The following is a 23,217-nucleotide window of genomic DNA, read 5'->3' on the forward strand; positions in this document are numbered from 1 at the left end:
CATCAGCCAAACACTGACATGTGTAATGTCAAGGAGGGAAATATAATGGCTAAAAAAATGCCTGAAGTTGGCGAATACCAATATGGTTTTAGTGATAAAGACGTATCCATTTTCCGTTCAGAGCGTGGTTTAACCCCTGAAATCGTTAAAGAAATTTCCCGAATGAAGGAAGAACCACAATGGATGCTTGACTTCCGTTTGAAATCGCTTGAGCATTTCTACAACATGCCTATGCCTCAATGGGGTGGAAATCTTGCTGATCTTGATTTTGATGAAATTACGTACTACGTAAAACCATCTGAGAGATCCGAAAGATCATGGGATGAAGTACCGGAAGAAATTAAAGCTACTTTCGATAAGCTTGGGATTCCTGAAGCAGAACAAAAATACCTTGCAGGTGTTTCTGCACAGTATGAATCTGAAGTGGTTTACCACAACATGCAAGAAGATCTAGAGAACATGGGAATTATTTTTAAAGATACTGATACAGCTCTTAAAGAAAATGAAGATCTTTTCAAGGAGTATTTTGCAAAAACAATACCTCCCACAGATAATAAGTTCTCTGCTCTTAACTCTGCTGTATGGTCGGGTGGATCGTTCATTTACGTTCCTAAAGGTGTAAAAGTGGATACGCCTCTTCAAGCGTATTTCCGCATTAACTCTGAAAACATGGGACAATTTGAACGTACACTTATTATTGCAGATGAAGGATCTTCTGTGCATTACGTTGAAGGGTGTACGGCGCCAGTTTACACTACAAACTCACTTCATAGTGCAGTTGTTGAGATCATTGTTAAGAAGGATGCGTATTGCCGCTATACAACCATTCAGAACTGGGCAAACAACGTATTTAACCTTGTTACGAAGCGTGCCGTTGCTGAAGAAAATGCAACAATGGAATGGATCGATGGAAACATTGGTTCGAAACTGACAATGAAGTATCCAGCTGTCATTCTTAAAGGGGAAGGCGCACGTGGAATGACCCTTTCAATCGCTCTTGCGGGGAAAGGGCAGCATCAGGATGCAGGCGCTAAGATGATTCATTTAGCACCAAACACATCTTCAACGATTGTTTCGAAATCTATTTCCAAGCAAGGCGGTAAAGTAACATACCGCGGTATCGTTCACTTTGGTCGTAAAGCTGAAGGCGCTCGTTCGAACGTTGAGTGCGATACGCTCATTATGGATAACGAATCAACTTCTGATACAATTCCTTACAATGAAATTCTTAATGATAACATTTCCCTTGAACATGAAGCGAAAGTATCTAAGGTTTCTGAAGAACAGCTCTTCTATTTGATGAGCCGAGGCGTATCTGAAGAAGAAGCCACTGAAATGATCGTAATGGGCTTTATCGAGCCATTTACGAAAGAACTTCCTATGGAATATGCGGTTGAAATGAACCGTCTTATTAAATTCGAAATGGAAGGCTCGATCGGATAAGCTTTCTATCCAAACGAACCGGGTTTACCGGTTCGTTTTTTTAATGTGGGGGAATAGATGAATAACCCGTTTTGTTGAAGAAAACGAAAATGGAAGCTCTGCTTTTCTCTTGCTATTTACAAATCTTCACATGAAAATAGAAGGTGTGGAAAGGAAGGGTTGGATGATTTACATAGGCGTGACAGGTTGGGGAGATCATGATGTCTTATACCCACCTGGTGTGAAAAGTAATGAGAAACTTTCAATATATGGCTCGCATTTTCCGGCAGTGGAAGTGGACTCCTCTTTTTATGCGGTTCAACCAATCAGGAATTTTCAGAAGTGGGCAGATGAAACCCCTGAAGACTTCCGCTTCGTTGTGAAGGCTTATCAGGGTATGACAGGGCATCAGCGTGGGGACGTACCTTTTGAAACGAGAGAAGAAATGTTTCAAGCATTTAAGGAATCCCTTGTACCCATTCAACGTGCAGGTAAGCTTGCCATGGTGCTTTTTCAATTTCCTCCATGGTTTGATGTGAACAAAGAAAACGTGAATATACTAAGAGACTGTAAACAGCGAATGGGGGACATCCCATGCGCTGTTGAGTTTCGTCATCAGTCCTGGTATCATGAATCGTTCAAAGACAAAACGCTTTCGTTTCTTGAAGAGCAAGGGTTTATTCATACAATCTGTGATGAGCCACAGGCAGGTGATGGATCGATTCCATTAGTTATGGAAACTCTTCATAATGATCACGTGCTTGTGCGCCTTCATGGACGTAATCAAAATGGCTGGACAAATCCTGGTAACCGACATAACTGGAGAGAAGTGCGCTACTTGTATGATTACAATGACGAAGAATTATTAGAGTGGAAACAGCGTATAGAAGAGCTTAAAGAAAAATGCAAAGATGTTTTCATTTTGTTCAACAATAATTCAGGTGGACATGCAGCTGAAAATGCAAAAAAAATGATTAAAATGTTGGACATTCACTACACGAATTTAAATCCAAAGCAACTCGATCTCTTCGATGAATAAGGAGTTTTAACATGGTACCCTGGATTCTATTATTTTTCATTGGCCTTGCAGCTGGAACAATCGGAAGCCTTGTTGGTCTTGGCGGCGGCATCATTATCGTGCCTGTTCTTCTTATTATAGATCAGTATACAAGCTGGCTGCCGGATCTATCTCCACAGATGATAGTGGGTAGCTCGATTGTTGTCCTTGTTGCGATTGGTCTCTCTTCAACCCTTGCTTATATGAAGAAGAAAAGCGTTGATTATAAAAGTGGGGCGCTTTTTTTTCTCGGAAGCGGTCCAGGTGCTATTATAGGCGCATGGTTTAATAAATTTATTCAGGTAGATTATTTTTCCATTTATTTCGGGGTATTTATGGTGCTTGTTTCCATATTATTAATGGTAAGGAATCATTTACGTCCAATGAAAATAGATGGGCAGTTCCTTCGCATATTTAATGATCCTGAAGGTAATGAAATAAGCTATCGATATTCTGCACTGGCAGCTGTCATCGTTTCATTCCTTGTGGGGATTATCTCTGGTTTATTTGGCATTGGTGGAGGTTCCTTGATGGTACCGGCTATGATTTTGCTGTTTGGTTTTCCAACGACAATTGCTGTCGCAACCTCCATGTTTATGATTTTTCTTTCAAGTATAACCGGTACACTAGCCCATTTAGCACTTGGAAACGTTCAAGTTTTTTTGCTGCTTGGATTGATTCCTGGTGCATGGATTGGTGCTAAATGCGGATCATTTATAAATCAGAAGCTATCTGATCATACAGTAGTTGTTATTTTAAGATGGATGCTAATTATCGTTGGTATTCGATTGATCTGGCAGGGAACGATGGGGTAAGAAAGGAAGAGTGTCATGACTTCTAAAACGCTACATTTTTATTATACAAACGACCTTCATAGTCACTTTGAGAACTGGGCAAAAGTCTCGTCTTATTTGAAAGAGAAAAAGAGATGGCATGACCTTAATGGAACATCCTGCTTACTTTTGGATCTTGGCGATCATTCTGATAAAGTTCATCCCATTACAGAAGGTACGGTTGGTAAAGGCAATGTTAAGTTGTTGAATGACCTTGAATTTGATTATGCTACAATCGGTAACAATGAGGGCATTACATTTTCCAAACAGGAACTGGAAGCGCTCTATACAGAAGCGACATTTCAGGTCATTGTAGCTAATCTCTATCATCAGGATGGGACTAGACCTTCCTGGGCAATTCCCTACACGATCCATGAGCTAGATGGAGTAAAGGTAGGGATCATTGGAATTACAATACCATATGAGCAATTCTATTCTCTTCTCGGATGGTCCATTCAAGCTCCTTTAACGATGCTTCAGGAGCTTGTTAATGATGTGAGTAATCAAGCAGATGTCGTAATGCTAATGTCGCACATGGGGCTTGGAAACGATGAACAAATCGCAAGGGAAATCAACGGCATCGATGTGATTATAGGTGCTCATACTCATCATGTCCTGAAACATGGGATGATGGTCAAGGACACTCTCATCACTCAGGCTGGGAAAAATGGAAATTACGTAGGAGAGGTTACGCTTTGCTACGATTCAGAAAGTAAGGAAGTAACTGAGAAAGAGGCTTATGCCGTCTCGATTCGTCATCGTAAAGAAGACCAGGAGACAAAGGATATTATAGATCAACTGAGTACGAACGCTCAGTCACTGCTCGAGGAGGTTGTTTGCAGACTGGAGCAGCCCCTTGAAGCAGAATGGTTTAAACGCTCAGTGCTCCCTGATGAACTAGCAGCAGCTTTAAGAGAATGGTGTGATGCTGACATAGGAATGATCAATTCAGGGATGCTTCTTGATGGATTAGCAGAAGGCAATGTTTCGAGGGAAGATCTTCACCGCATTTGTCCTCATCCTGTGAATCCCTGTAAAGTTATTCTTAAAGGAACTGAACTTAAAGAAATCATATCACATTCGATGTCAGATGAACTTGTAAACTTGAGTTTTAAAGGACTTGGCTTTCGAGGAGAAGTGATGGGGATCATGGCCTTTGACGGGCTAGAAGTCAAAACGGTGATGATGGAGGATGGACTTCACCACGTAACGGACGTGCTTCATAATGGGAATCACTTATCAAGTGATAAAGAATATGCTGTCGCAACAGCCGATATGTTTACGTTCGGAAAATTCTATCCACAGATGAAGCATGCCAAAAAGAAATACTATCTCCCAGAAATGCTAAGAGATCTTCTAGCCTATAGACTTGAAAATCGCTATTAAAATCTTTGCACATAAGACTGTCAAAAACGTTCTTTGTCTCATATAGATATAGTGATAATCATTCAGGTCAGGAGGCGGGAATGACATGATCACTATGACACCGATCATGATTGACGGTCATCCATTTACAGCAGTAAGCATGCAGCTTCCGAAAACAAATTTTCTTGCAGTCATGAATGAGAATGGTTATATTATGTGCGGAGCACTTGATATTGCCTTACTTAATGAGAAGTTGAGTGAACGGAAAATCATTGCGGGGAGAGCTGTAGGAGTTCGGTCGATTGAACAACTGCTAGAAGCACCGCTTGAGTCAGTTACACTTGAAGCGGAGGCAAGAGGCATCACGGTTGGTACAAAAGGAAGAGATGCCATGCTTAAGATGATGTGAAAAAGCTGTAGCGGTTGCTGCGGCTTTTTCTAGTTTATGGTTTTATTATATGAGAGTGCGTTACCCGAATTCGGTTTGAATGCTTCTTCTTTCAATGAAATTGTCCATACTTCCCTCTTTCCGCGCATATACATGGAAATGAGAAGGGAGGGTTCATGCTTGTTTCGAACTCGAAGAAAATTCTTTAGAAAGGGTCCACTTCCCTTTCGATACGTTTTTATCATCTCCTTCATCCTTTTCATCTTCATGACTGTCCAGGGTCTCTGGATTGTTGAAAAGGGAATTAAACCGACGCTCATTGAGATTGCTCGCACGGAAACAAATCGTATTGCCACTCTTGCAATAAACCAGGCAATCAATCAAAAAATTGTGGAAGAAGTAGATAATTACCAGGAGACGCTGATTACAGAAGTGAAAGATGATCAAGGGCAGGTTGTACTGGTGCAAATTAACCAGCGAGCTGTAAGTCAGGTACTTGCACAGTCGACCGACAAAGTCCAGAAATTCTTAAAGAGTGTAGAAGATGGTAAGATAGACTATTGGGCAGAGCAAAATGGAGTGGAGCTTGAAGTTGATGAGGATACCCCTGTAAACACAGGGATTATACATTATATCCCAATCGGTCAGGCGTTTAATAATACATTATTAGCCAATTTCGGACCAAAAGTTCCCGTCCGTTTTACTGCTATTGGAGAAGTGAAATCCGATATTAAGCATAAAATTGAGCCTGTTGGCATTAACAATATTTGGGTCGATATTCGAGTTCACATTGAAGTGAATGTTAAAATAGTTATTCCCTTCGCTAGTGATTCAGATGTTGTAACGACTGATATACCTGTTATTGCGACGATTATTAAAGGTGAAGTTCCAAACTTCTATAACAATGGATCTGGAGAGGGACTTCCAAATCCATCAATAGAAATGAGTGAAATGGAATAATTCCTAATTGCAGAATGGAGAGATATACGGTATACTTTAAAACTGAACTTAATAATGTTCCTTATCTTTTACGATGAGGTAGAGGAGCAGATCCTCATTAGTACGTGTTGGGAGAATGACACCAATGATCAGCATCGAAAGGGAGATCTGCCGAAGCAAAAATAATTGTCACGTTGTTTTTGTTGGGGCGGTACCTGAATAAGTGCCGAACTGTCATTATAAGAATAACTTATAATGGAGAACTACTGATCGGGGTGGACACTTAACATTGACTCGGTGAAACGAGCAATGATAGGACCAATCCTATCATTGCTCGTTTTTTTGTACTTTAATAATATTTAACTATATTAAAGGATTAAAGTATAAGAAAAACTATGGCTTCCGCTAGGACTTGGCGGTAAGCCAAGTTTTACTAATGCGTTGATTTGATGATTTGTCCGATTGTCCTTCCACTCGTCAGTGATCAGTCTGATGATGGGAGGTTACATATGAACCCATGTAGTGATCCAAAATCATTCATAAGGAGGGTTTCCGTGGAGAACTCAATATTATCTATTATTCCGCCACTCGTCGCGTTACTGATGGTTGTAGTAACTAGGAAGGTGCTCCCGTCTTTAGGTGTAGGTATCATTCTAGGTGCACTAATGATTAATGACTGGAGCATCACAAGCTCTGCTAAAGAAATCTATACAATTGTAAAAGGCATTGTTATTGATTCCGAAAGCGGTGGATTAAATACTTGGAATATGTACATCATATTCTTTCTACTTCTATTAGGTATGATGACGGCCTTTATTTCGATTTCCGGTGGCAGCCGTGCTTTTGGCGAATGGGCTATGAAGCGTGTGAAAACGCGAGTAGGGGCTCAGGTGGTCACAGCTGTTTTTGGCATCATTATCTTCATTGATGATTACTTTAATTCGCTTGCTGTTGGAAACGTGAGCAGACCAATAACGGATCGACACAAAGTATCAAGAGCAAAGCTTGCTTATATTATTGACTCAACTGCAGCACCAATGTGTATCATTTCTCCTATTTCAAGCTGGGGTGCATACATTATTGCACTTATTGGTGGCGTTCTTGCAACACATAGTATTACAGGAGTAGGAGCACTTGAAGCATTCGTCAGAATGATTCCGATGAACTTGTATGCGATATTTGCACTTGCGATGGTCTTCTTTGTCAGTTATTTCGATATTAATTTGAAAGCAATGAGAGTGCATGAAGACCGTGCACAACGTTCAGGAGAAGTGCTTGATCCAGAAAAAGGTGCAGTACCAGGCGAAACAACCGGTTTACCTGAAAGTGAAAAAGGAAAAGTCGCTGACCTTGCGTGGCCAATTATTATGTTAATCGCGGGTACAGTTACGTTTATGATCGTGACAGGTATTCAGGCTGTAAGTGGTACTGAAACAGCGGTTACTGCCTTAACTATTTTTGAAAATACCGATGTTGCTTCCTCACTTCTTTATGGAGGATTAATTGGTCTAGCGACATCACTGATTTTCTTTTTTGCGAAACGAATGGATGGCGCTGTTTTTGGAAAAGGGATTTGGGAAGGTATTAAGTCCATGCTTCCAGCTATATATATTCTTTTCTTCGCTTGGACGCTCATTGAAATCATTGGCTCACTGGGAACTGGAGAATACCTTGCTGGTCTTGTTGATCAGCACATCAACATTGGGTTTTTACCAGCTATTTTGTTTCTCCTTGCTGGTGTAATGGCATTTGCAACAGGTACATCATGGGGAACATTTGGAATTATGTTGCCAATTGCTGGTGAAATCGCTGCAGCCACCGATCCAACTTATATGCTCCCGGTACTGGCAGCTGTTCTTGCGGGCGCTGTGTTCGGTGATCACTGTTCACCAATTTCAGATACGACCATTCTTTCATCAACTGGAGCAGGAAGTCATCATATCGATCATGTGATGACACAGCTACCATATGCGCTACTTGTAGCTGGAATTTCTCTAATTGGTTATCTAGTACTAGGCTTTACAAGCAGTGTGATTATTGGACTTCTGACGACATTGATTCTATTTGCATTATTGGTGTTTATGCTTAAAACAAAATATGCCAATCGAACGGTTGAAGTAGCCAAAGATTAAAAGAAACAGGAGGACAATCCTCCTGTTTTTTTGCGTTTCACACAAAAATAGAGAGATTTTTATCGTATTTTGAACGAATAGTACTAATATTGGAAAAAGATTGTTTTGACATGACCAATAGTACTAGATATACTATAAACAAAATAATCTGAATTTATTTAAAAGTCTTAACCTTTTTCTGGAAGGAGGAATGATGTCGAAAAAGGTTCTAATTTGTCTAAGGGGGTAATACATTTGGAAAATCGCGCACAGTGGGGTTCACGAGCTGGTTTTATTTTGGCCGCTGTAGGATCAGCAATAGGTCTAGGAAACATCTGGAGATTTCCGGCCGTTGCTTATGACAACGGTGGTGGGGCATTTTTTATACCTTATTTATTCGCATTATTAACAGCCGGAATCCCGATCTTAATATTAGAATTTACTCTGGGTCATAAATTTAGAGGATCTGCACCACTTTCATTCTTCAGAATGAATAAGAAAACAGAATGGCTCGGCTGGTGGGGCGTTATTGTTGCTTTCGTTATTTCAACCTATTATGCGGTCATTATTGCATGGGCGATCTCTTATAGCTACTTTGCTTTCAATCAAAGCTGGGGATCTGATACAGAAGCTTTCTTATTTAATGATTATTTGAAGCTTACTGTTGATCCTGGTCAAACAGGTAGCCTTGTACCTGGGGTCTTCATCCCACTCATAGCGGTATGGATCATCACACTTGGAGTGCTTCTTGCCGGTGTTAAAAAGGGAATTGAACGAGCGAATAAAATCTTTATTCCCACATTAATTATTCTGTTCTTAATTATTGTTATCCGAGCAGTCACGCTTCCAGGAGCTGCTGAAGGTCTAAACGCATTCTTTACACCGAACTTTGAAAGCATTACATCGGGAAGTGTATGGGTAGCGGCATATGGCCAGATTTTCTTCAGTTTATCAATTGCTTTTGCTATTATGATTACTTATTCGAGTTATCTACCTAAGAAATCGGATATTACAAACAACGCATTCATAACAGGTTTTGGTAACTCAGCATTCGAATTACTTGCTGGTATTGGGGTATTCTCTGCACTGGGTTTCATGGCTCAACAGCAGGGATTAGGTGTTGAGGAAGTTGTAAGCGGTGGAGTTGGACTTGCCTTTGTTGTCTTCCCACAAATTATTAACGAGTTCCCGGCGCTGAATGGATTATTCGGATTCCTATTCTTTGCATCTCTCGTACTTGCAGGACTGTCCTCATTGATTTCAATTTCAGAAACGTACGTTGCCGGAGTTTCTGAGAAATTCGGGATCTCTCGTACAAAAGCGGTTCTAATTGGTGGAGGAATCGCATCACTGATTTCGATCCTTTTTGCTACACAGGGTGGACTGTTCTTCCTTGATGCAGCCGATTACTTTATTAACCAGTTCGGAATTGCGTTTGTAGGACTTGTAGAGGTTGTCGCTGTCGCATGGGTACTTCGTGAGCTGAAAGATCTCGAATCGCATGCAAATGGCATTTCTGATATTCCATTGAATTACTGGTGGAAGGCATGTCTTGGGGTTATTACACCATTAGTTCTTGGTTACATGATGTTTGATCTATTCAAAACAAACCTTCTTCGTCAGTTCCCGACTGAAACTGGGAACTATGAAGGATACTCTAATGGCTTTATTTTATACAGCGGATGGTTTGTTGCCGGTTTCGCAATCCTGGTTGGAATTTTGTTCAGCTTGAAGAAATGGGATGCGAAAGTGGAGCAGCAGAAGTATAAGGAGGTAGGCTAATATGGGTGGAAGTGCAATCTTTATGATGATTATAGGTATGGTTATCATTTGGGGTGGTTTAACAGCAAGTATTTTAAATGCAGTGAGAGCATCTAAAAAACAATAAAACAAAACAAAAAAAGAACTAACCTTTACGTTAGTTCTTTTTTGTTGTGTGCCCGGCATGTGCATACGCTATAGGGTTCAAGTCCCGAACGGCAAAGGTCATTGTAGCCGTTAGCCAAAGGCAAGGGTGTCCGAGGCGACTCGGAATCTGAAGGAAGCCAGAGGGCAAATCTCCGACCCGAGGAACACGAATCTCATACAAGGCTGTCATTTTTGGATGAGATGGCAACACACATCGAAGTCCAAATGACCAAAGGAAATGGCAGTAAATGAGGCGGGTAAATGGAGAGGAAGTTTGTGCACTTACCCGGGGAGGTCTGACGGTCACGCCATACACCTATGGTAACTGTCTTCAAGAGAAGTCACTGAACCATCAGAAGTCAGCCGAGGTCATAGTACCGTTCCAAACTCGAGATGGTACGGGAAGGACCGAATCATGAATAGAGAACAGGTTCTACCGAAGTACGCATCGTTCGATGACACAGAACATTTCAGCTCAACATATGAGGTAGGAGTGAAGTCTCTGAGGGCATATGGAGCGTGGAGAATTGGTGCCACACAAGGAAAGAAACCTGTCACGTGGAGGAAGAAAGCATGTTGGAAAAGATACTTCATCGGAACAATTTAAACGAAGCCTATCGACGAGTGGTCCGAAACAAAGGGAGTCACGGCGTTGATCACATTCCCACGTCTGAACTGAAATCCCAGATCTCGGAGTCCTGGAATGAGATTTAAGCCCAACTTCTGGATGGAACCTATCAACCGTCACCCGTCCGTCGTGTCGAAATCCCGAAACCGAACGGAGGCAAACGAAAGCTAGGCATTCCAACCGCCATGGATCGCTTCATCCAACAAGCTATCAACCTTTATCTTCAACGGATCTACGATCCGTCGTTTTCCAACTCAAGCTACGGGTTCCGACCAGGAAAACGAGCACACGATGCGGTCCGAAAAGCCCAAGAATATGTCAATGACGGATACCGGTGGGTGGTGGATATCGATCTGGAGAAATTCTTTGATCGCGTTCACCACGACCGACTAATGCGCACATTGAGTTGTCGGGTTAAGGACGGTCGCATCCTTCGAATCATTCGGAGATACCAACAAGCTGGGGTTATGGAGAACGGCCTAACACAGACGAACCAAGCAGGGACACCGCAAGGAAGTCCTTTAAGTCCACTTCTATCAAATATCGTGTTAAATGAACTGGATAAGGAATTGGAGTCAAGAGGTATTCGTTTCGTTCGATACGCCGACGATTGTCAGATTTACGTAGGCTCAAGAAGAGCAGCCGAACGAATCCTTCGAAATATCAGCCAGTTTATCAAGAAGAAATTAAAACTAAAAGTTAATAAAGAAAAGAGTGCGATTGACCGCCCGTGGAAACGAACGTTCCTTGGGTTTAGTTTCACGCTCCACCGAGACTCGAAAATCAGGGTCGGAAACAATCAGGGTCGCGAAACTATTTCCAGCTCGCTGAAACGACATCAACTTTTAGAGAATTAATGGCATGGTTGAGAAGGAGATTACGAATGATCCGGTGGAAGGAATGGAAAACACCTAAAACAAGAAGGAAACAACTCCTTTCATTAGGTGTTACAAAAGCGAAAGCTTTTGAATGGAGCAACACAAGAAAAGGCTACTGGCGAATTGCCAGTAGCCCGATCCTCCACCGTACCTCCAATGACAAGTATTGGCGTCAGTTAGGATTAAAATCGTTAGAAGCACGTTAGATTTTCATGAAACCGCCGTATACGGATCCGTACGTACGGTGGTGTGAGAGGTCGGGGGTTAGTCACCCCCTCCTACTCGATTTTATTAACGTGATCGTGAACGTTCTTGCCTTTCCCATAATCTTAATGATGGATAAGGGTCATAAGACCATTCCGTTCTTCCGTTATCTTTGTAGATTCCATAATGAAGATGCGGAGGGAATTTTCCTGCTGTTCCTTCTGGTCCATATCCGGAGCTTCCAACGTATCCGATAACTTCCCCGGGCTGCACGACACGTCCTTTTTCTATGCCTTTCTCAAAGCCGTTCAGGTGGGCATAATAGTGATAGTTACCATCAATGTCTCTGATTCCAATTCGCCATCCACCATATTCATTCCAGCCTTTCGTTTCAACAGTCCCATAACTGGTCGCTTTAACAGCAACACCGTAGGATGCGAAGATATCGGTTCCTTCATGGATGCGAAGACCACCCCAGCCGCGTCGGTCCCCCCATGTGCTTCGATAGCTATAGTTTGCTTGAAGGGGAACAGGGAAGGCGTGTTTATCAAGCTTTAATGTTTGGAATGTTCGATAGACGGCACTATTGCTTGATATCGTTCTCACTGCTTGATCACGGTGATAATAATCCCAGAGACCGATTCGAATATCCTCTAATGATGTTCCATAATGTTTTAAGAAATTTCCAATCGTATAGAGAACATCTTCATCATCAGTTCGATCTGCTTTTCCATCCCCATTGCCATCAAGGCCCATGCCCCCAAAAAAAGAAATTGATTCTGGAGAAGAGTCTTCCTGGTTGGGGTTAGCTTCTCCACTCCACTGTTCTTTAGATAGATAAATGGCAATAGCACCTTTTTCGCGAGGGATGTCTTTTTGTGAACGTCTTATACTTCTTTCATATTGATCAATACCAGCATAGATGTACCAAGGTACCTGTGTGAGTGTCTCCATACTATGAAAAAGAACCATTCGTCTTGCTCTTAATTCATCTTCGTTAACTTCAGCGGACAGGCTGATATTTGCTGGAAAGAGTAAGAAAAGAATAAGGATAAGAAAACAATATTTTCTCAAGCGTTTCTTCTCCTTTCGTTAAATGTCATTAATCATAGTGTGGTTTTCCTGACCTAAATCATTAGGTCTAAATATTGGAAGGTCTAAAGTGCTAATCGTCACTAGATTCCCACATTTCCTAGAAATACCTGGGGTGAATGTGTTATCCTTTAATACAGAAAAGTAATTAATGAGGTGAAATGATGAGCAAAAAAGAAGAGTATCTACGTAAACCGGAATGGTTGAAAATAAAATTAAATACCAATGAAAATTACAAAGGTCTTAAGAAGATGATGCGAGAGAAAAAGCTACATACAGTATGTGAGGAAGCGCGCTGTCCAAACATCCATGAGTGTTGGGCTGTCCGTAAAACAGCGACCTTCATGATTCTCGGCGATGTTTGTACACGCGCATGTCGTTTCTGTGCTGTAAAAACGGGTCTTCCAACAGAACTTGATTGGGCTGAGCCAGAGCGCGTAGCAGAATCTGTTGAACAAATGGGATTAAAGCATGTTGTTATTACAGCTGTAGCAAGAGATGATCTAAAAGACGGTGGTGCAGCTGTTTTTGCTGAAACTGTTCGTGCGATCCGTAAAAAAAATCCATTTTGCTCAATTGAAGTACTTCCTTCTGACATGGGTGGTCAATATGAAGCACTTGAAACCTTAATGAATGCAAAGCCTGACATTATGAATCACAACATTGAAACAATTGAGCGCTTGACGCCAAGAGTCCGTGCAAGAGCTAAATATCGTCGTACACTTGAATTTCTTCAACGTGCAAAAGAAATGAACCCTGATATCCCAACAAAATCAAGCATCATGCTCGGTCTTGGAGAAACGAAAGAAGAAATCATTCAAACCCTTGATGACCTTCGCGCACACGACGTCGATATCGTTACACTTGGCCAGTATCTCCAACCTTCGAAAAAGCATTTAAAAGTTGAAAAATACTGGACCCCTCAAGAATTCCTTGAGCTAAAAGACATTGCCTTAGAAAAAGGATTCAAACACTGCGAATCAGGCCCAATGGTACGCTCTTCCTACCATGCCGACGAACAAGTAAACGCAGCAAAACAAGCGACTTAATGAAAAGCGGAGACGAGCGTTTAGAAACGAAGATATTGGAACTCTAGAACTGGAACACGTATTTTGTGTTCAAGTGAAAGAGAGAAATATCGGAGTTACTGCGAGTAGCAGCTAGACAAAAAAAGCGGAAGTGGCCGTTTAGACCCGGCAGGCACTGGAGCCATCCAAACTGAACATGTTCCTTGTGTTCGAATTGGATGGTGAAGTGACAGAGGGTCTGGCCCCTGCAGCTAGACAATTGAAAAGCGGAAGTGGCCGTTTAGACCCGTCCGGGAGCAAATCAACGTGAACACGCTTTTTGTCTTCTAGTAGGATGCCGATGATACTCGATCACTTAAAATTTAACTATTCATCTTAATGAAAAATCGGCCCCTGCGGGCCGATTTTTTCCTGTTCTCAATAAGCTAATGCATACTTCAGGTGAAAGGTTGCCGCTATTTGGATATCATCTCGTTTCCATCATTATCATTCAGATCTTCGTTCATTTCGCCTTTCATTTCACCATTCTCGTTTTCGCCATCGCTTACTTTTTTGCCTTGAGGTGCTTTTTTCATTTTAGCGATGGTCTGGTCAATGCTTTTGTCCATTTCACCGTTTGCAGTGGAACCATTTTCATAGCGCTCGATTTCAGAAATCATACCGTCCTCATCTGAAACGTAAACATGGTAATAACGTGGAATAACAGAAAGGGCTGTTTTCTTGACCTGATCAGCTGTTGCATCGCGATCTTTTGTCGTTGATTTGTATCCAATTAAGACTTCTTCGTCTGTTACAAGTGCTGCCACGTCATTTACATTAGGAAGTACGATCGCCATTGAGCTAATCATGTCAGCTAGCTGATCCCGGTCAAGGTAGGCAATGTTTTCTGGTTGCTTTTGTGAATTGCTGTTATTTGTATTTCTTGAGTGTCTAACGAAGCCATAACTGCCTTTTTTAGCTCGATCTTGTGTATTTGCAGTGTTCATTCCATACTCTTCAGGGTCTGTTTTGACGGGCGTCATGTCAGCGTGGTCGAATGGGTCAGTCGCATTTTGTCCCTGACATGCAGCGAGTCCAAGTGCTAACGGTAGTATGAGTATCATATTTTTTTTCAACATATTCACCTCCATACTGTTATCATGACCGAATGAGGTTTCTTTTTTCCTGGTAGTACTTGGACAATTGCAGTAAAAAAGGTATCATTATGATAATGAGCCAATATGGAAATGAGGGAAAAGCATGATAAAAGTTAATCAACACTCATTTGAGTTGGTTAAAGATGAACGGGAGGGGTGGAACGAAGAAGCCTTCCTTGGACGCTATAGTGAAATCCTGGATAAATATGATTATATTGTCGGTGACTGGGGATATGGTCAGCTGAGATTAAAAGGTTTTTTTGAAGACCGTAACCAGAAAGCGACGTTTGATACGAAGTACAGTACGGTGCTGGATTATTTATATGAATACTGCAATTTTGGGTGTCCTTATTTTGTATTAAGGAAGCAGAAGAAGGAAAAACCAAAGAAGCAGCAACAAGAAGCATAAGCCCTGGCGTGGGCTTATGCTTTATATGGTTTCTCAGCATCTTTTTTGGGATCATCATGTGGGGGATGTGAGGCAGGGTCCTGTCTTGGCAGGTTCTGATGCAGTGTTTTATTTTCGTAATTAAAGGCACTGTAAGAACGTTGACCTTCTCTCCATGGAGTGGTTTTGCCGAGCTTCTTGTTAATTGGGGAACCATAAGGGCCTTCAGGCGTATCCTCTGGGAGCACATAATTACGGCCTTTTTCAACATTTGCAAAGTCTGTATAATCTTCATCATCAAACATAAATACACCACCTTCATCAGGTAGTGTATTCATTGTCTTATTAAAATATTAACTTTTATGCTCGTAACACCTCGCGAAGAAATGTACGAAGTTCCTCTGCATCTTCTTCATTAAGGGAGTAAGCATGCTCAAGATTACCTGGCTCATTTAAATCATCATGGCCGATAATGGCGAATTTGCCGCCTTGAATGTCCAGGACAAGCGATTTTCCGAAGAAGCGATCGGATTTAACAATACAAAGGTCAAATCGGTGATTACTTCCCATAAAACACACGAACCTTGCTTCAGTTGCTTCCTGTTCATCATAAATGAGTCTATCTTCATCCATCATAGCACCCTCCTTTTCAATTATTGTTATCATAACAAATTCTTACCCAATCTAAAATCAGTTAACGAATAATTTTAAGTTTTTACAAGAACGGTTATGATAAACTGTATGTGAATATGTTCAATAGGCAGGTGGGCTACATGTATTTTGTCGATCGAAGAAAAATAGAAGAACATCTTGAATTTCTTGATAAGGGAATCAAACTTTTTAAAGACAGTTCTTTTGAAACATCGCTTGAGAAACTAGCGTTAGAACGACTCCATCATCTTTTTATTGAGAGCATGATTGATGTTGGTAACAATATAATTGATGGTTTTATTATGAGGGATCCAGGCAGTTACGAGGATATTATTGAAATTTTAGCAGATGAACGAGTAATTCCAGAGAATTGTTCAATTAACTTGAAAGGAATTGTGATGATGAGAAAACCGCTTATGCAGAAATATATCACAATGGATCACGCTGCTTTGGAAGAAAATATAAAAAAGCACATCGAGTCACTCGAAAACTTTTCGGTGCATGTAAGAAAGTATTTGAATGAAGAGCTTGGCGCTGTATCTGCCTTCCTCCCCAAAGATGATAAATAGTTGATATAAAGCATGAATTCAAGCTAAACTAGTAGTAATTGATTAAAGAAGGGTGCTGGTGATCATGATGAAGTTTAGCGAAAAAACCACTCATCATGATCTAACACCAGTAGTAAAACCGCTTTCATACATTGAAAGCGGTTTTCTTCTGGATTGACATTTGAGGAGGAACTAATATGAAGAATTATAAAGGGTACTTAATTGACCTTGACGGCACTATGTATCGTGGTACTGAAAAAATTCATGAGGCAGTCGAATTTGTGAAACGTCTGCAGGAAGCTGATATTCCATATTTATTTGTCACGAACAATTCATCGAAACGAAAAGAACAGGTCTCAGAAAAACTCGAACAGTTTGGCGTTCCCTGTACTCCCGATCATGTTTTCACAACTAGTATGGCCACAGCAAGCTATATTTCTAATGAGAAAAAAGATGCTTCCGTTTATGTTATTGGAGAGGAAGGGATTCGTGATGCATTAACAGATGTAGGGATCACTCTGAAAGATGATAATCCTGATTACGTGGTTGTTGGACTCGACCGGACGATTACTTATGAGAAATTTGCGAAGGCATGTATTGCTGTTCGAAACGGCGCAACTTTTATTTCGACAAATGGTGATATCGCGATTCCAACAGAAAGAGGCCTGCTCCCTGGAAACGGATCACTAACATCAGTTGTTTCTGTTTCTACGCAGGTAGATCCGATTTTTATTGGTAAACCTGAATCGATTATTATGGAACAGGCGTTAGCTCACCTCGGTACAAGCAAAGAAGACACGCTGATGGTTGGAGATAATTACATGACGGATATTTTAGCCGGTATCAATGCGGGGCTGGATACGCTCCTCGTTCATACTGGAGTAACGACGAAAGAGCATCTTGAATCGGTAGATAAGCAGCCAATCCATACTGCTAAAACGCTAGATGAGTGGAAAATTTAAAAACGCCCATGTGGGCGTTTTTTAAAAAAAAGATAAGTTATTCTGTTTTTTGAGCACGGTGCGCTAGACGACTGGAGGCAGCCGCAGCAATAGCGCCGACAATGTCATCAAGGTAGGTGTGACATTTGCCTGTTGATTTGTCGTTCAGCTTTTCAAGAATGCCTGGCTTTTGTTTGTCGATAAAACCATAGTTCGTAAACCCAATGGAACCGTAAACATTCACAATCGAAAGGGCAATAATTTCATCAACGCCATACAACCCTTCATCTTTCATTAAGATATCTTGAAGGGGTTGGTCTAACATGTTTTTTTCAGTTAATTCGTCAAGTTGAATACCTGTTAGAACTGCATTTTGAACCTCTCGCTTTGAAAGGACACGTTCAACATTCTCAGTACATGTGTCAATGTGGAGGTCGGGATGGTATTTTTTTTGGAGATAATAAACAAGGTCAGCAATATCCTTGATTTCGACCCCACGTTCAGTCAATTTGCGCCTTGCTGCCTCTTCAACAAGATCCATAGGTTTCTCGCCCATTCTTGTCCCACCTAACTTTATAGAAAATTGGTATTGTAAGTTATTGATTTTATTAGTATATGAAGAGTTGCCTGAAATATGACAATGAATAACCATACACCAACTGGGCGCACTCGGCATATCTTATATCGATAATGACGAAATGTCGGAGGATTACTATGCTCGAGCGGGATGTGTTTCACCAGTATGGGCTTGTCGTAGAACAGCAAAGTCAGAGTAAGGATGGTTTTTCGTTTCGAACAGCGGATATGAATGAGTTTTTGTTGAAAAGACCGGTCATAGAGCAAGAGGGGGAATTCCCCTGGTATGTGATGGTAGCTCAGTATTTTAACCAGCAAAATGAGCCAACTATGGTGCCAATTCCTTCCAGGCGAGGGAAATACATTGAAACGCTGGACAATGAAGCATTTATTCTTTATCAAAAACCAATGCGAAGGTTTCGAAATGAACAATCTGATGGTCAACGCCTTGCCCTTCTTCATAGGAAAGGAGGGAATCTTTTAGCTGCTTACGATAACTTGCCAGCTACTCAGCCATGGCAGGTCAGATGGCAACAGCGTATGGATCAAATGGAATCCTTCCGAGAAGAATTAAAGAACCAGGGGCAGACTTTAAGAGAATTTGATGAATGGTTTATCGAGACGTTCCCCTATTATTCGGGTTTAGCTGAAAATGCGGTTCAGTACATTGTGGATGCGGGAATTGATTCAGGTACGAATCCATTCGAGATAAGGACGCTTGCTTTTAATCGCTTTTCATCCAGCTATCATCGATCATCAGATAGTCTTTTTCCGAACGATTTTATCCTTGACCATCCTGCGAGAGATCTAGCAGAGTGGATCAGGTTTGAATTGTTTGAATGTGATGGGGATTTTGACACGGTGAGAATGTTTCTATGGGATTACCATGAGAGACGCACGTTAAGTAAAATGGATTGGAACCTGATGTATGCTAGATTGCTTTTTCCTCTCCCATATGTAGAAGCAGTGGAGCATTATTATAGCGACGGAAATTTAAAGGAGAAAGAAAGAAGTCTTAATGCAGTTCAGCGTATCGCCAAAAGAGAAGGAGAGCGTGAAGAAATCTACCGCACTCTCATTCATGAGTTAATGGGAGAACAATCAGCAACGATGAGAAAAATTGATTGGTTAGTGTAAAATTAAAAATCCCCTCCATGACTGGAGGGGATGAATTCGTTTGATTTAAAATACTTGTTCAAGCTCAGTAACGCCTGGAACTTCTTCTAGAAGTGCGCGTTCGATACCTGCTTTTAGGGTAATAGTGGAACTAGGGCAGCTGCCGCACGCTCCCATTAAACGTACTCTTACAACCCCGTCTTCGATGTCTACTAGCTCTACGTCTCCACCATCACGCAGAAGGAATGGACGCAATTTATTCAGTACATCCTGGACTTGTTCTTCCATTATTCATCGACTCCCTTCATACTTACATACTTCTATTATACTGATAATTACCAGAAAAATCTATGTGTTAACGTGGAATGATTATAATTATCATTTATAACTTTATCACGCAACGAAGACACATTCAAGATTGGAATATGAAAAAGGCAAATGCTCCTTTTCGTAAGCGGAGGAATAAGGTACAATTAAGTAAAAGTTCGAACAAAGGGGGCATTTGATCATGGAAGAAGTACTAGTCTATGGAGCAGGAGAACGATGTGCAAGCTGTGTGAACCTACCTTCTTCAGAAGAAACGGCTGAGTGGCTGAAAGCCGCCCTTGATCGAAAATATCCAGAAAGAAATATAGCAGTTCGTTATGTAGATGTCCATAGTAAGCTTTCAGGGAATGAAGCTGCTTTCGCTGCAAAAGTAATTGATGAGGATTTGTTTTATCCAGTTGTTGTGATTCGAAATCAGATTGTTTCAGAGGGAAATCCTGAACTTAAAGATTTATACGCTGTTCTAGAAGATCATTCTGCAACAGCTTGATAATGAAGAACCAGTGAGTGGAATCCCACTCACTGGTTTTTTTTTGTTTATAGATCTAACCGGCTATTTCCGCTTTTCAGATCTAGCTGCAGTGGCCGATTAGACCCTCGGTCACTTCGCATTCACTCTGAACACAAAGAACGTGTTCAAATTGAATGCCTCCAGTGCCTGCCGGGTCTAATCGGCCACTTTCGCTTTTCGTTTTACCCATTATGATTTTTATACATCCATAGAATCCCTGACTTTAGAAGACGTGGTACTCTTCCGGTGAGGGGGCGGTTGGCCATGATGCCGAATCCGTGTTTGCTTCCGAGTGAACCGAGTGTGCCTTTGATTTTAATTGGCGGAAGAGCTGGTGGTGCTTCTTGTTTCCATTGTTTTTGGAGAACGAGAGCGATTTGTTCTGCCTGTTCTTCAGCCAGCTGAGCACTTGGCGCGTGCGGGAGGCTTGCACAGTCACCGACAACGAATACATTATTGTGGTCAGGGATCTTGTGATATTCATTGAGAATAATGCGTTGTTGGGAGTCTTTTTCAACTTCTAGATTTCTCACAAGTTGGTTAGGTTGAATCCCGGCTGTCCAAACGATTGAATCACAATGAACAGGTTTACCGTGGTTGTAAAGTGTCTGAGGTTCTACCTGTGTGATATTCGATTCACTAACAACTTCTACATTCCGCTCTTCAAACCAAGATTGAACATATTTACCCAATCGTTCAGGAAATGCAGAGAGGATTGTGTTTCCTCTGTCGAAAAGTTTAATCTGAAGATCGGGTCTACTTTCATGGAGTTCACTAGCGAGCTCCACGCCGCTTAATCCGGCTCCAACGATCCCAACCACAGATCTTGCGCCAAGATTGTTTAAGACTTCGTATGTTCTTCGAGATGAATCAATTGTTTGAATGCTCAATGTATGAACATCTGCGCCTGGTACATTATGATACTTATCTTCGCAGCCTAATCCAATAATGAGCGTGTCGTAAGCAAGATCATCATCGTTTTTCATATGAACAAGGTTTGCTTCTAGATCGATACCCGAAATTTCTCCGTATTTCATTTCCAGTTTCTGATGAACGGGGAATTGAACGCGTATATGATGGTCACTTGCTGTTCCTGCAGCAAGTGCATAATATTCTGTTTTCATACTGTGATAAGGATTGCGGTCAACGAGGGTAATGGTGAGATCTTCAGGTAGATCAGATGCAAATAATTTCTGTAGGATGCGCATACCACCGTATCCGCCGCCTAAAAGCACTAGCCTTTTCATGATAAGAGGTCCCCTTTGTTAAACATAATTCAATAACGCGGTCCTGTAACAGGATGTTAATATGGAAAATGATGTTTTGGAAAGAAAAAAGGAAGTGATCCGCGCTATAATAAATGTAACCGTTTCTTGGTACTATGACAGTTAAAAGTATAGCGAAACTGCTACTTTTGTACAATATCATTTACGAAATGAGTATCGAAGGAGTTGCTTTTATTTGACGACAATCGAGTTTTGTGCCGGTAACCTTCGAGAGAATCAGAAGGTCTGGAACGAATTGGAAAAGTATTCCGGGCTAGAGTTGATCGACTATGGATGCCTTGGCTACTGTGGAAATTGCTACGCAGAATCGTTTGCGATTGTAGATGGGGTTTTGATGAATGCAGATGATGCTGAAGAATTAATTGATAAAATTATTCGAAAACTTAAATTGAAAAATTAAGGGCTTTCATTCGGATTATCCTGTGTTATAATGACAAAGGTCATTGAGAGCCAGAGCCGGAGAGAGAGAGAGAAAAGGCTTTTATTTTTCACTCATTTGCGAAATATGTCGAATTTTCGGAAAATAAAACATCGTTTGTAAGCGTTATTTTAGATTGATATCATAATAACTATTTTAATATTGGTAATGGGGTATTCTATGCTTATAAACGGAATTAATATAAAACGAGGGGTGTAACACATGCAGATTTTATGGGGATTGGGCGGTATGGCTGTTCTTTTTGCAATCGCACTAATCTTTTCTACTAACCGTAAAGCAATCAGTCTTCGCACTGTGCTTGGAGCACTTGCGATTCAGGTAGCGTTTGCCTTTGTAGTACTCAAATGGGAAGCAGGTAAGGCAGGTCTTAAATGGCTTTCGCTTCGTGTACAGGATATTATTAATTACGCCAATGACGGAATTAGCTTTCTATTTGGCGGATTAATTGGGAATGAGCAAGTTGGATTTATTTTTGCATTTCAAGTACTAACAATTATCATATTCTTCTCATCTTTAATATCCGTTCTTTATTATCTTGGTATCATGCAGTGGATAATTCGAATTCTTGGTGGTGCTATTTCAAAGGCACTCGGCACCAGTAAAGCTGAATCACTATCTGCGACAGCGAATATCTTTGTTGGTCAGACAGAGGCTCCACTTGTTATTAAGCCATACATTGACAGAATGACGAAGTCAGAACTGTTTGCAGTTATGACTGGTGGATTGGCTTCAGTAGCAGGTTCTGTACTAATTGGTTACTCACTTCTAGGTGTACCGCTTGAGTACTTGCTTGCAGCAAGTTTCATGGCTGCTCCTGCAGGTTTACTTATGGCGAAACTCATTATGCCTGAAACGGAAACGCCTGAAACGGCAAGTGAGATCAAAATGGAACGAAACGAAGATCATGTTAACGTAATTGATGCTGCAGCACATGGTGCTTCAGATGGTCTTAAGCTAGCACTTAATGTTGGTGCAATGCTTCTTTCTTTCATCGCACTTATCGCTCTGTTAAATGGTTTACTTGGTGGAATCGGTGGACTGTTTGGATATGGAAACATTACCATTGAACAAATTCTTGGCTATGTTTTCTCACCACTTGCATTTGTGATCGGTGTACCGTGGCAGGATGCTGTTCAAGCCGGTAACTATATCGGACAGAAACTTATTCTTAACGAATTCGTAGCATTTTCATCTTTTGGTCCTGAAATTGGATCTGGATCGCTAACTGACAAATCCGTTGCGATCATCAGTTTCGCTCTTTGTGGATTTGCAAACTTCTCATCTCTTGCCATCCTACTAGGTGGACTGGGTGGACTTGCACCGAAACGTCGTCCCGAAATTGCTAAATTCGGAATGCGTGCGATTCTCGCTGGTACGCTTGCTAACTTATTGAACGCAGCAATTGCTGGTATGCTTATTTTCTAATTGGAAGCCTCTTTTATAGG

25 protein-coding genes, 1 pseudogene and 1 riboswitch are annotated in these 23,217 nt (G+C 41.2%); of the genes and pseudogenes, 19 read left to right on the forward strand and 7 right to left on the reverse strand.

Annotated elements, in window-relative coordinates; translation table 11 throughout:
- Positions 1–45 precede the first annotated feature (45 nt).
- The 11 genes and pseudogenes from sufB (at position 46) to ltrA (ending at position 11,735) form a co-directional block, all read left to right on the forward strand.
- Positions 46–1,443: a Fe-S cluster assembly protein SufB gene (sufB, locus tag ABFG93_RS15685; protein ID WP_347548955.1), complete on the forward strand. Its 1,398-nt coding sequence runs from the start codon at positions 46–48 to the stop codon at positions 1,441–1,443.
- 163 nt (positions 1,444–1,606) lie between these two features.
- On the forward strand, positions 1,607–2,461 hold the full coding sequence (locus tag ABFG93_RS15690) for a DUF72 domain-containing protein (RefSeq protein WP_347548956.1): 855 nt from the start codon (positions 1,607–1,609) through the stop codon (positions 2,459–2,461).
- Positions 2,462–2,472: 11 nt separating this feature from the next.
- On the forward strand, positions 2,473–3,294 hold the full coding sequence (locus ABFG93_RS15695) for a sulfite exporter TauE/SafE family protein (RefSeq protein ID WP_347548957.1): 822 nt from the start codon (positions 2,473–2,475) through the stop codon (positions 3,292–3,294).
- 15 nt (positions 3,295–3,309) lie between these two features.
- The gene (locus tag ABFG93_RS15700; RefSeq protein WP_347548958.1) at positions 3,310–4,698 is read left to right on the forward strand and encodes a bifunctional metallophosphatase/5'-nucleotidase; all 1,389 of its coding nucleotides are present in this window, start codon (positions 3,310–3,312) and stop codon (positions 4,696–4,698) included.
- An 85-nt stretch (positions 4,699–4,783) separates the two neighbouring features.
- Positions 4,784–5,086: a YunC family protein gene (locus ABFG93_RS15705; RefSeq protein WP_347548959.1), complete on the forward strand. Its 303-nt coding sequence runs from the start codon at positions 4,784–4,786 to the stop codon at positions 5,084–5,086.
- Between the two features lie 159 nt (positions 5,087–5,245).
- Complete coding sequence (gene yunB / locus ABFG93_RS15710) at positions 5,246–6,025, forward strand: sporulation protein YunB (RefSeq protein ID WP_347548960.1); 780 nt, start codon at positions 5,246–5,248, stop codon at positions 6,023–6,025.
- 71 nt (positions 6,026–6,096) lie between these two features.
- Positions 6,097–6,278, forward strand: a riboswitch (Lysine riboswitch).
- 280 nt (positions 6,279–6,558) lie between these two features.
- Positions 6,559–8,136, forward strand: a complete 1,578-nt coding sequence (locus ABFG93_RS15715; protein WP_347548961.1) for a Na+/H+ antiporter NhaC family protein — start codon at positions 6,559–6,561, stop codon at positions 8,134–8,136.
- 234 nt (positions 8,137–8,370) lie between these two features.
- A complete protein-coding gene (locus ABFG93_RS15720; protein ID WP_347548962.1) occupies positions 8,371–9,897 on the forward strand; it encodes a sodium-dependent transporter in 1,527 nt (508 codons plus the stop codon).
- Position 9,898: 1 nt separating this feature from the next.
- Positions 9,899–10,003, forward strand: coding sequence for a methionine/alanine import family NSS transporter small subunit (locus ABFG93_RS15725; RefSeq protein ID WP_347548963.1), 105 nt, complete (start codon positions 9,899–9,901; stop codon positions 10,001–10,003).
- Between the two features lie 435 nt (positions 10,004–10,438).
- The gene (locus ABFG93_RS15730) at positions 10,439–10,630 is read left to right on the forward strand and encodes a hypothetical protein (RefSeq protein ID WP_347548066.1); all 192 of its coding nucleotides are present in this window, start codon (positions 10,439–10,441) and stop codon (positions 10,628–10,630) included.
- Positions 10,597–11,735 (forward strand): annotated as a pseudogene (gene ltrA / locus ABFG93_RS15735) (group II intron reverse transcriptase/maturase). Before ABFG93_RS15730 ends, ltrA begins: the two are co-directional and overlap by 34 nt.
- Before the next feature lie 85 nt (positions 11,736–11,820).
- Here ltrA and ABFG93_RS15740 read toward each other — a convergent pair.
- Positions 11,821–12,807: a M23 family metallopeptidase gene (locus ABFG93_RS15740; protein WP_347548964.1), complete on the reverse strand. Its 987-nt coding sequence runs from the start codon at positions 12,805–12,807 to the stop codon at positions 11,821–11,823.
- A 182-nt stretch (positions 12,808–12,989) separates the two neighbouring features.
- Between ABFG93_RS15740 and lipA the strand changes: the two genes are divergently transcribed.
- The gene (gene lipA / locus ABFG93_RS15745) at positions 12,990–13,874 is read left to right on the forward strand and encodes a lipoyl synthase (protein ID WP_347552868.1); all 885 of its coding nucleotides are present in this window, start codon (positions 12,990–12,992) and stop codon (positions 13,872–13,874) included.
- Between the two features lie 434 nt (positions 13,875–14,308).
- On the opposite strand, the gene ABFG93_RS15750 is transcribed toward lipA, so the two are convergent.
- On the reverse strand, positions 14,309–14,971 hold the full coding sequence (locus tag ABFG93_RS15750) for a YhcN/YlaJ family sporulation lipoprotein (RefSeq protein WP_347548965.1): 663 nt from the start codon (positions 14,969–14,971) through the stop codon (positions 14,309–14,311).
- A 121-nt stretch (positions 14,972–15,092) separates the two neighbouring features.
- Here ABFG93_RS15750 and ABFG93_RS15755 point away from each other — a divergent pair, with 121 nt between their 5' ends.
- Positions 15,093–15,398: a YutD family protein gene (locus ABFG93_RS15755; RefSeq protein WP_347548966.1), complete on the forward strand. Its 306-nt coding sequence runs from the start codon at positions 15,093–15,095 to the stop codon at positions 15,396–15,398.
- 14 nt (positions 15,399–15,412) lie between these two features.
- Here ABFG93_RS15755 and ABFG93_RS15760 read toward each other — a convergent pair whose 3' ends face one another.
- The gene (locus ABFG93_RS15760) at positions 15,413–15,682 is read right to left on the reverse strand and encodes a hypothetical protein (RefSeq protein ID WP_347548967.1); all 270 of its coding nucleotides are present in this window, start codon (positions 15,680–15,682) and stop codon (positions 15,413–15,415) included.
- A gap of 55 nt (positions 15,683–15,737) precedes the next feature.
- Positions 15,738–16,010, reverse strand: a complete 273-nt coding sequence (locus ABFG93_RS15765; protein ID WP_431522096.1) for a DUF3055 domain-containing protein — start codon at positions 16,008–16,010, stop codon at positions 15,738–15,740.
- Positions 16,011–16,150: 140 nt separating this feature from the next.
- On the opposite strand from ABFG93_RS15765, the gene ABFG93_RS15770 reads away from it, so the two are divergent.
- Together ABFG93_RS15770 and ABFG93_RS15775 are read left to right on the forward strand one after the other, a co-directional pair.
- Positions 16,151–16,597: a DUF86 domain-containing protein gene (locus ABFG93_RS15770; RefSeq protein ID WP_347548969.1), complete on the forward strand. Its 447-nt coding sequence runs from the start codon at positions 16,151–16,153 to the stop codon at positions 16,595–16,597.
- Between the two features lie 176 nt (positions 16,598–16,773).
- Entirely contained in the window at positions 16,774–17,538 is a 765-nt protein-coding gene (locus ABFG93_RS15775; RefSeq protein WP_347548970.1) for a TIGR01457 family HAD-type hydrolase, read from the forward strand.
- Positions 17,539–17,575: 37 nt separating this feature from the next.
- On the opposite strand, the gene ABFG93_RS15780 is transcribed toward ABFG93_RS15775, so the two are convergent.
- Entirely contained in the window at positions 17,576–18,073 is a 498-nt protein-coding gene (locus ABFG93_RS15780) for a phosphatidylglycerophosphatase A family protein (protein ID WP_347548971.1), read from the reverse strand.
- A 158-nt stretch (positions 18,074–18,231) separates the two neighbouring features.
- Between ABFG93_RS15780 and ABFG93_RS15785 the strand changes: the two genes are divergently transcribed.
- Positions 18,232–19,230: a hypothetical protein gene (locus tag ABFG93_RS15785; protein ID WP_347548972.1), complete on the forward strand. Its 999-nt coding sequence runs from the start codon at positions 18,232–18,234 to the stop codon at positions 19,228–19,230.
- A 45-nt stretch (positions 19,231–19,275) separates the two neighbouring features.
- Here the strand turns inward: ABFG93_RS15785 and ABFG93_RS15790 are convergent, their stop codons facing one another.
- Positions 19,276–19,497 (reverse strand): NifU family protein, encoded by a 222-nt coding sequence (locus ABFG93_RS15790; RefSeq protein ID WP_347548973.1) that lies wholly within the window; start codon positions 19,495–19,497, stop codon positions 19,276–19,278.
- Between the two features lie 220 nt (positions 19,498–19,717).
- On the opposite strand from ABFG93_RS15790, the gene ABFG93_RS15795 reads away from it, so the two are divergent.
- Entirely contained in the window at positions 19,718–20,026 is a 309-nt protein-coding gene (locus ABFG93_RS15795; RefSeq protein ID WP_347548974.1) for a DUF1462 family protein, read from the forward strand.
- 203 nt (positions 20,027–20,229) lie between these two features.
- Here ABFG93_RS15795 and ABFG93_RS15800 read toward each other — a convergent pair whose 3' ends face one another.
- Positions 20,230–21,294, reverse strand: coding sequence for an NAD(P)/FAD-dependent oxidoreductase (locus ABFG93_RS15800; protein ID WP_347548975.1), 1,065 nt, complete (start codon positions 21,292–21,294; stop codon positions 20,230–20,232).
- A gap of 214 nt (positions 21,295–21,508) precedes the next feature.
- On the opposite strand from ABFG93_RS15800, the gene ABFG93_RS15805 reads away from it, so the two are divergent.
- Complete coding sequence (locus tag ABFG93_RS15805) at positions 21,509–21,733, forward strand: DUF1450 domain-containing protein (RefSeq protein ID WP_347548976.1); 225 nt, start codon at positions 21,509–21,511, stop codon at positions 21,731–21,733.
- Between the two features lie 240 nt (positions 21,734–21,973).
- Positions 21,974–23,197 carry a NupC/NupG family nucleoside CNT transporter gene (locus ABFG93_RS15810; protein WP_347548977.1) on the forward strand — a complete coding sequence of 408 codons (1,224 nt, stop codon included), beginning with the start codon at positions 21,974–21,976 and terminating at the stop codon, positions 23,195–23,197.
- Positions 23,198–23,217: the final 20 nt, after the last annotated feature.

Origin of the sequence: Pseudalkalibacillus hwajinpoensis, from assembly GCF_039851965.1 — a bacterium.
GTDB classification, from domain to species: domain Bacteria; phylum Bacillota; class Bacilli; order Bacillales; family Guptibacillaceae; genus Guptibacillus; species Guptibacillus hwajinpoensis_E.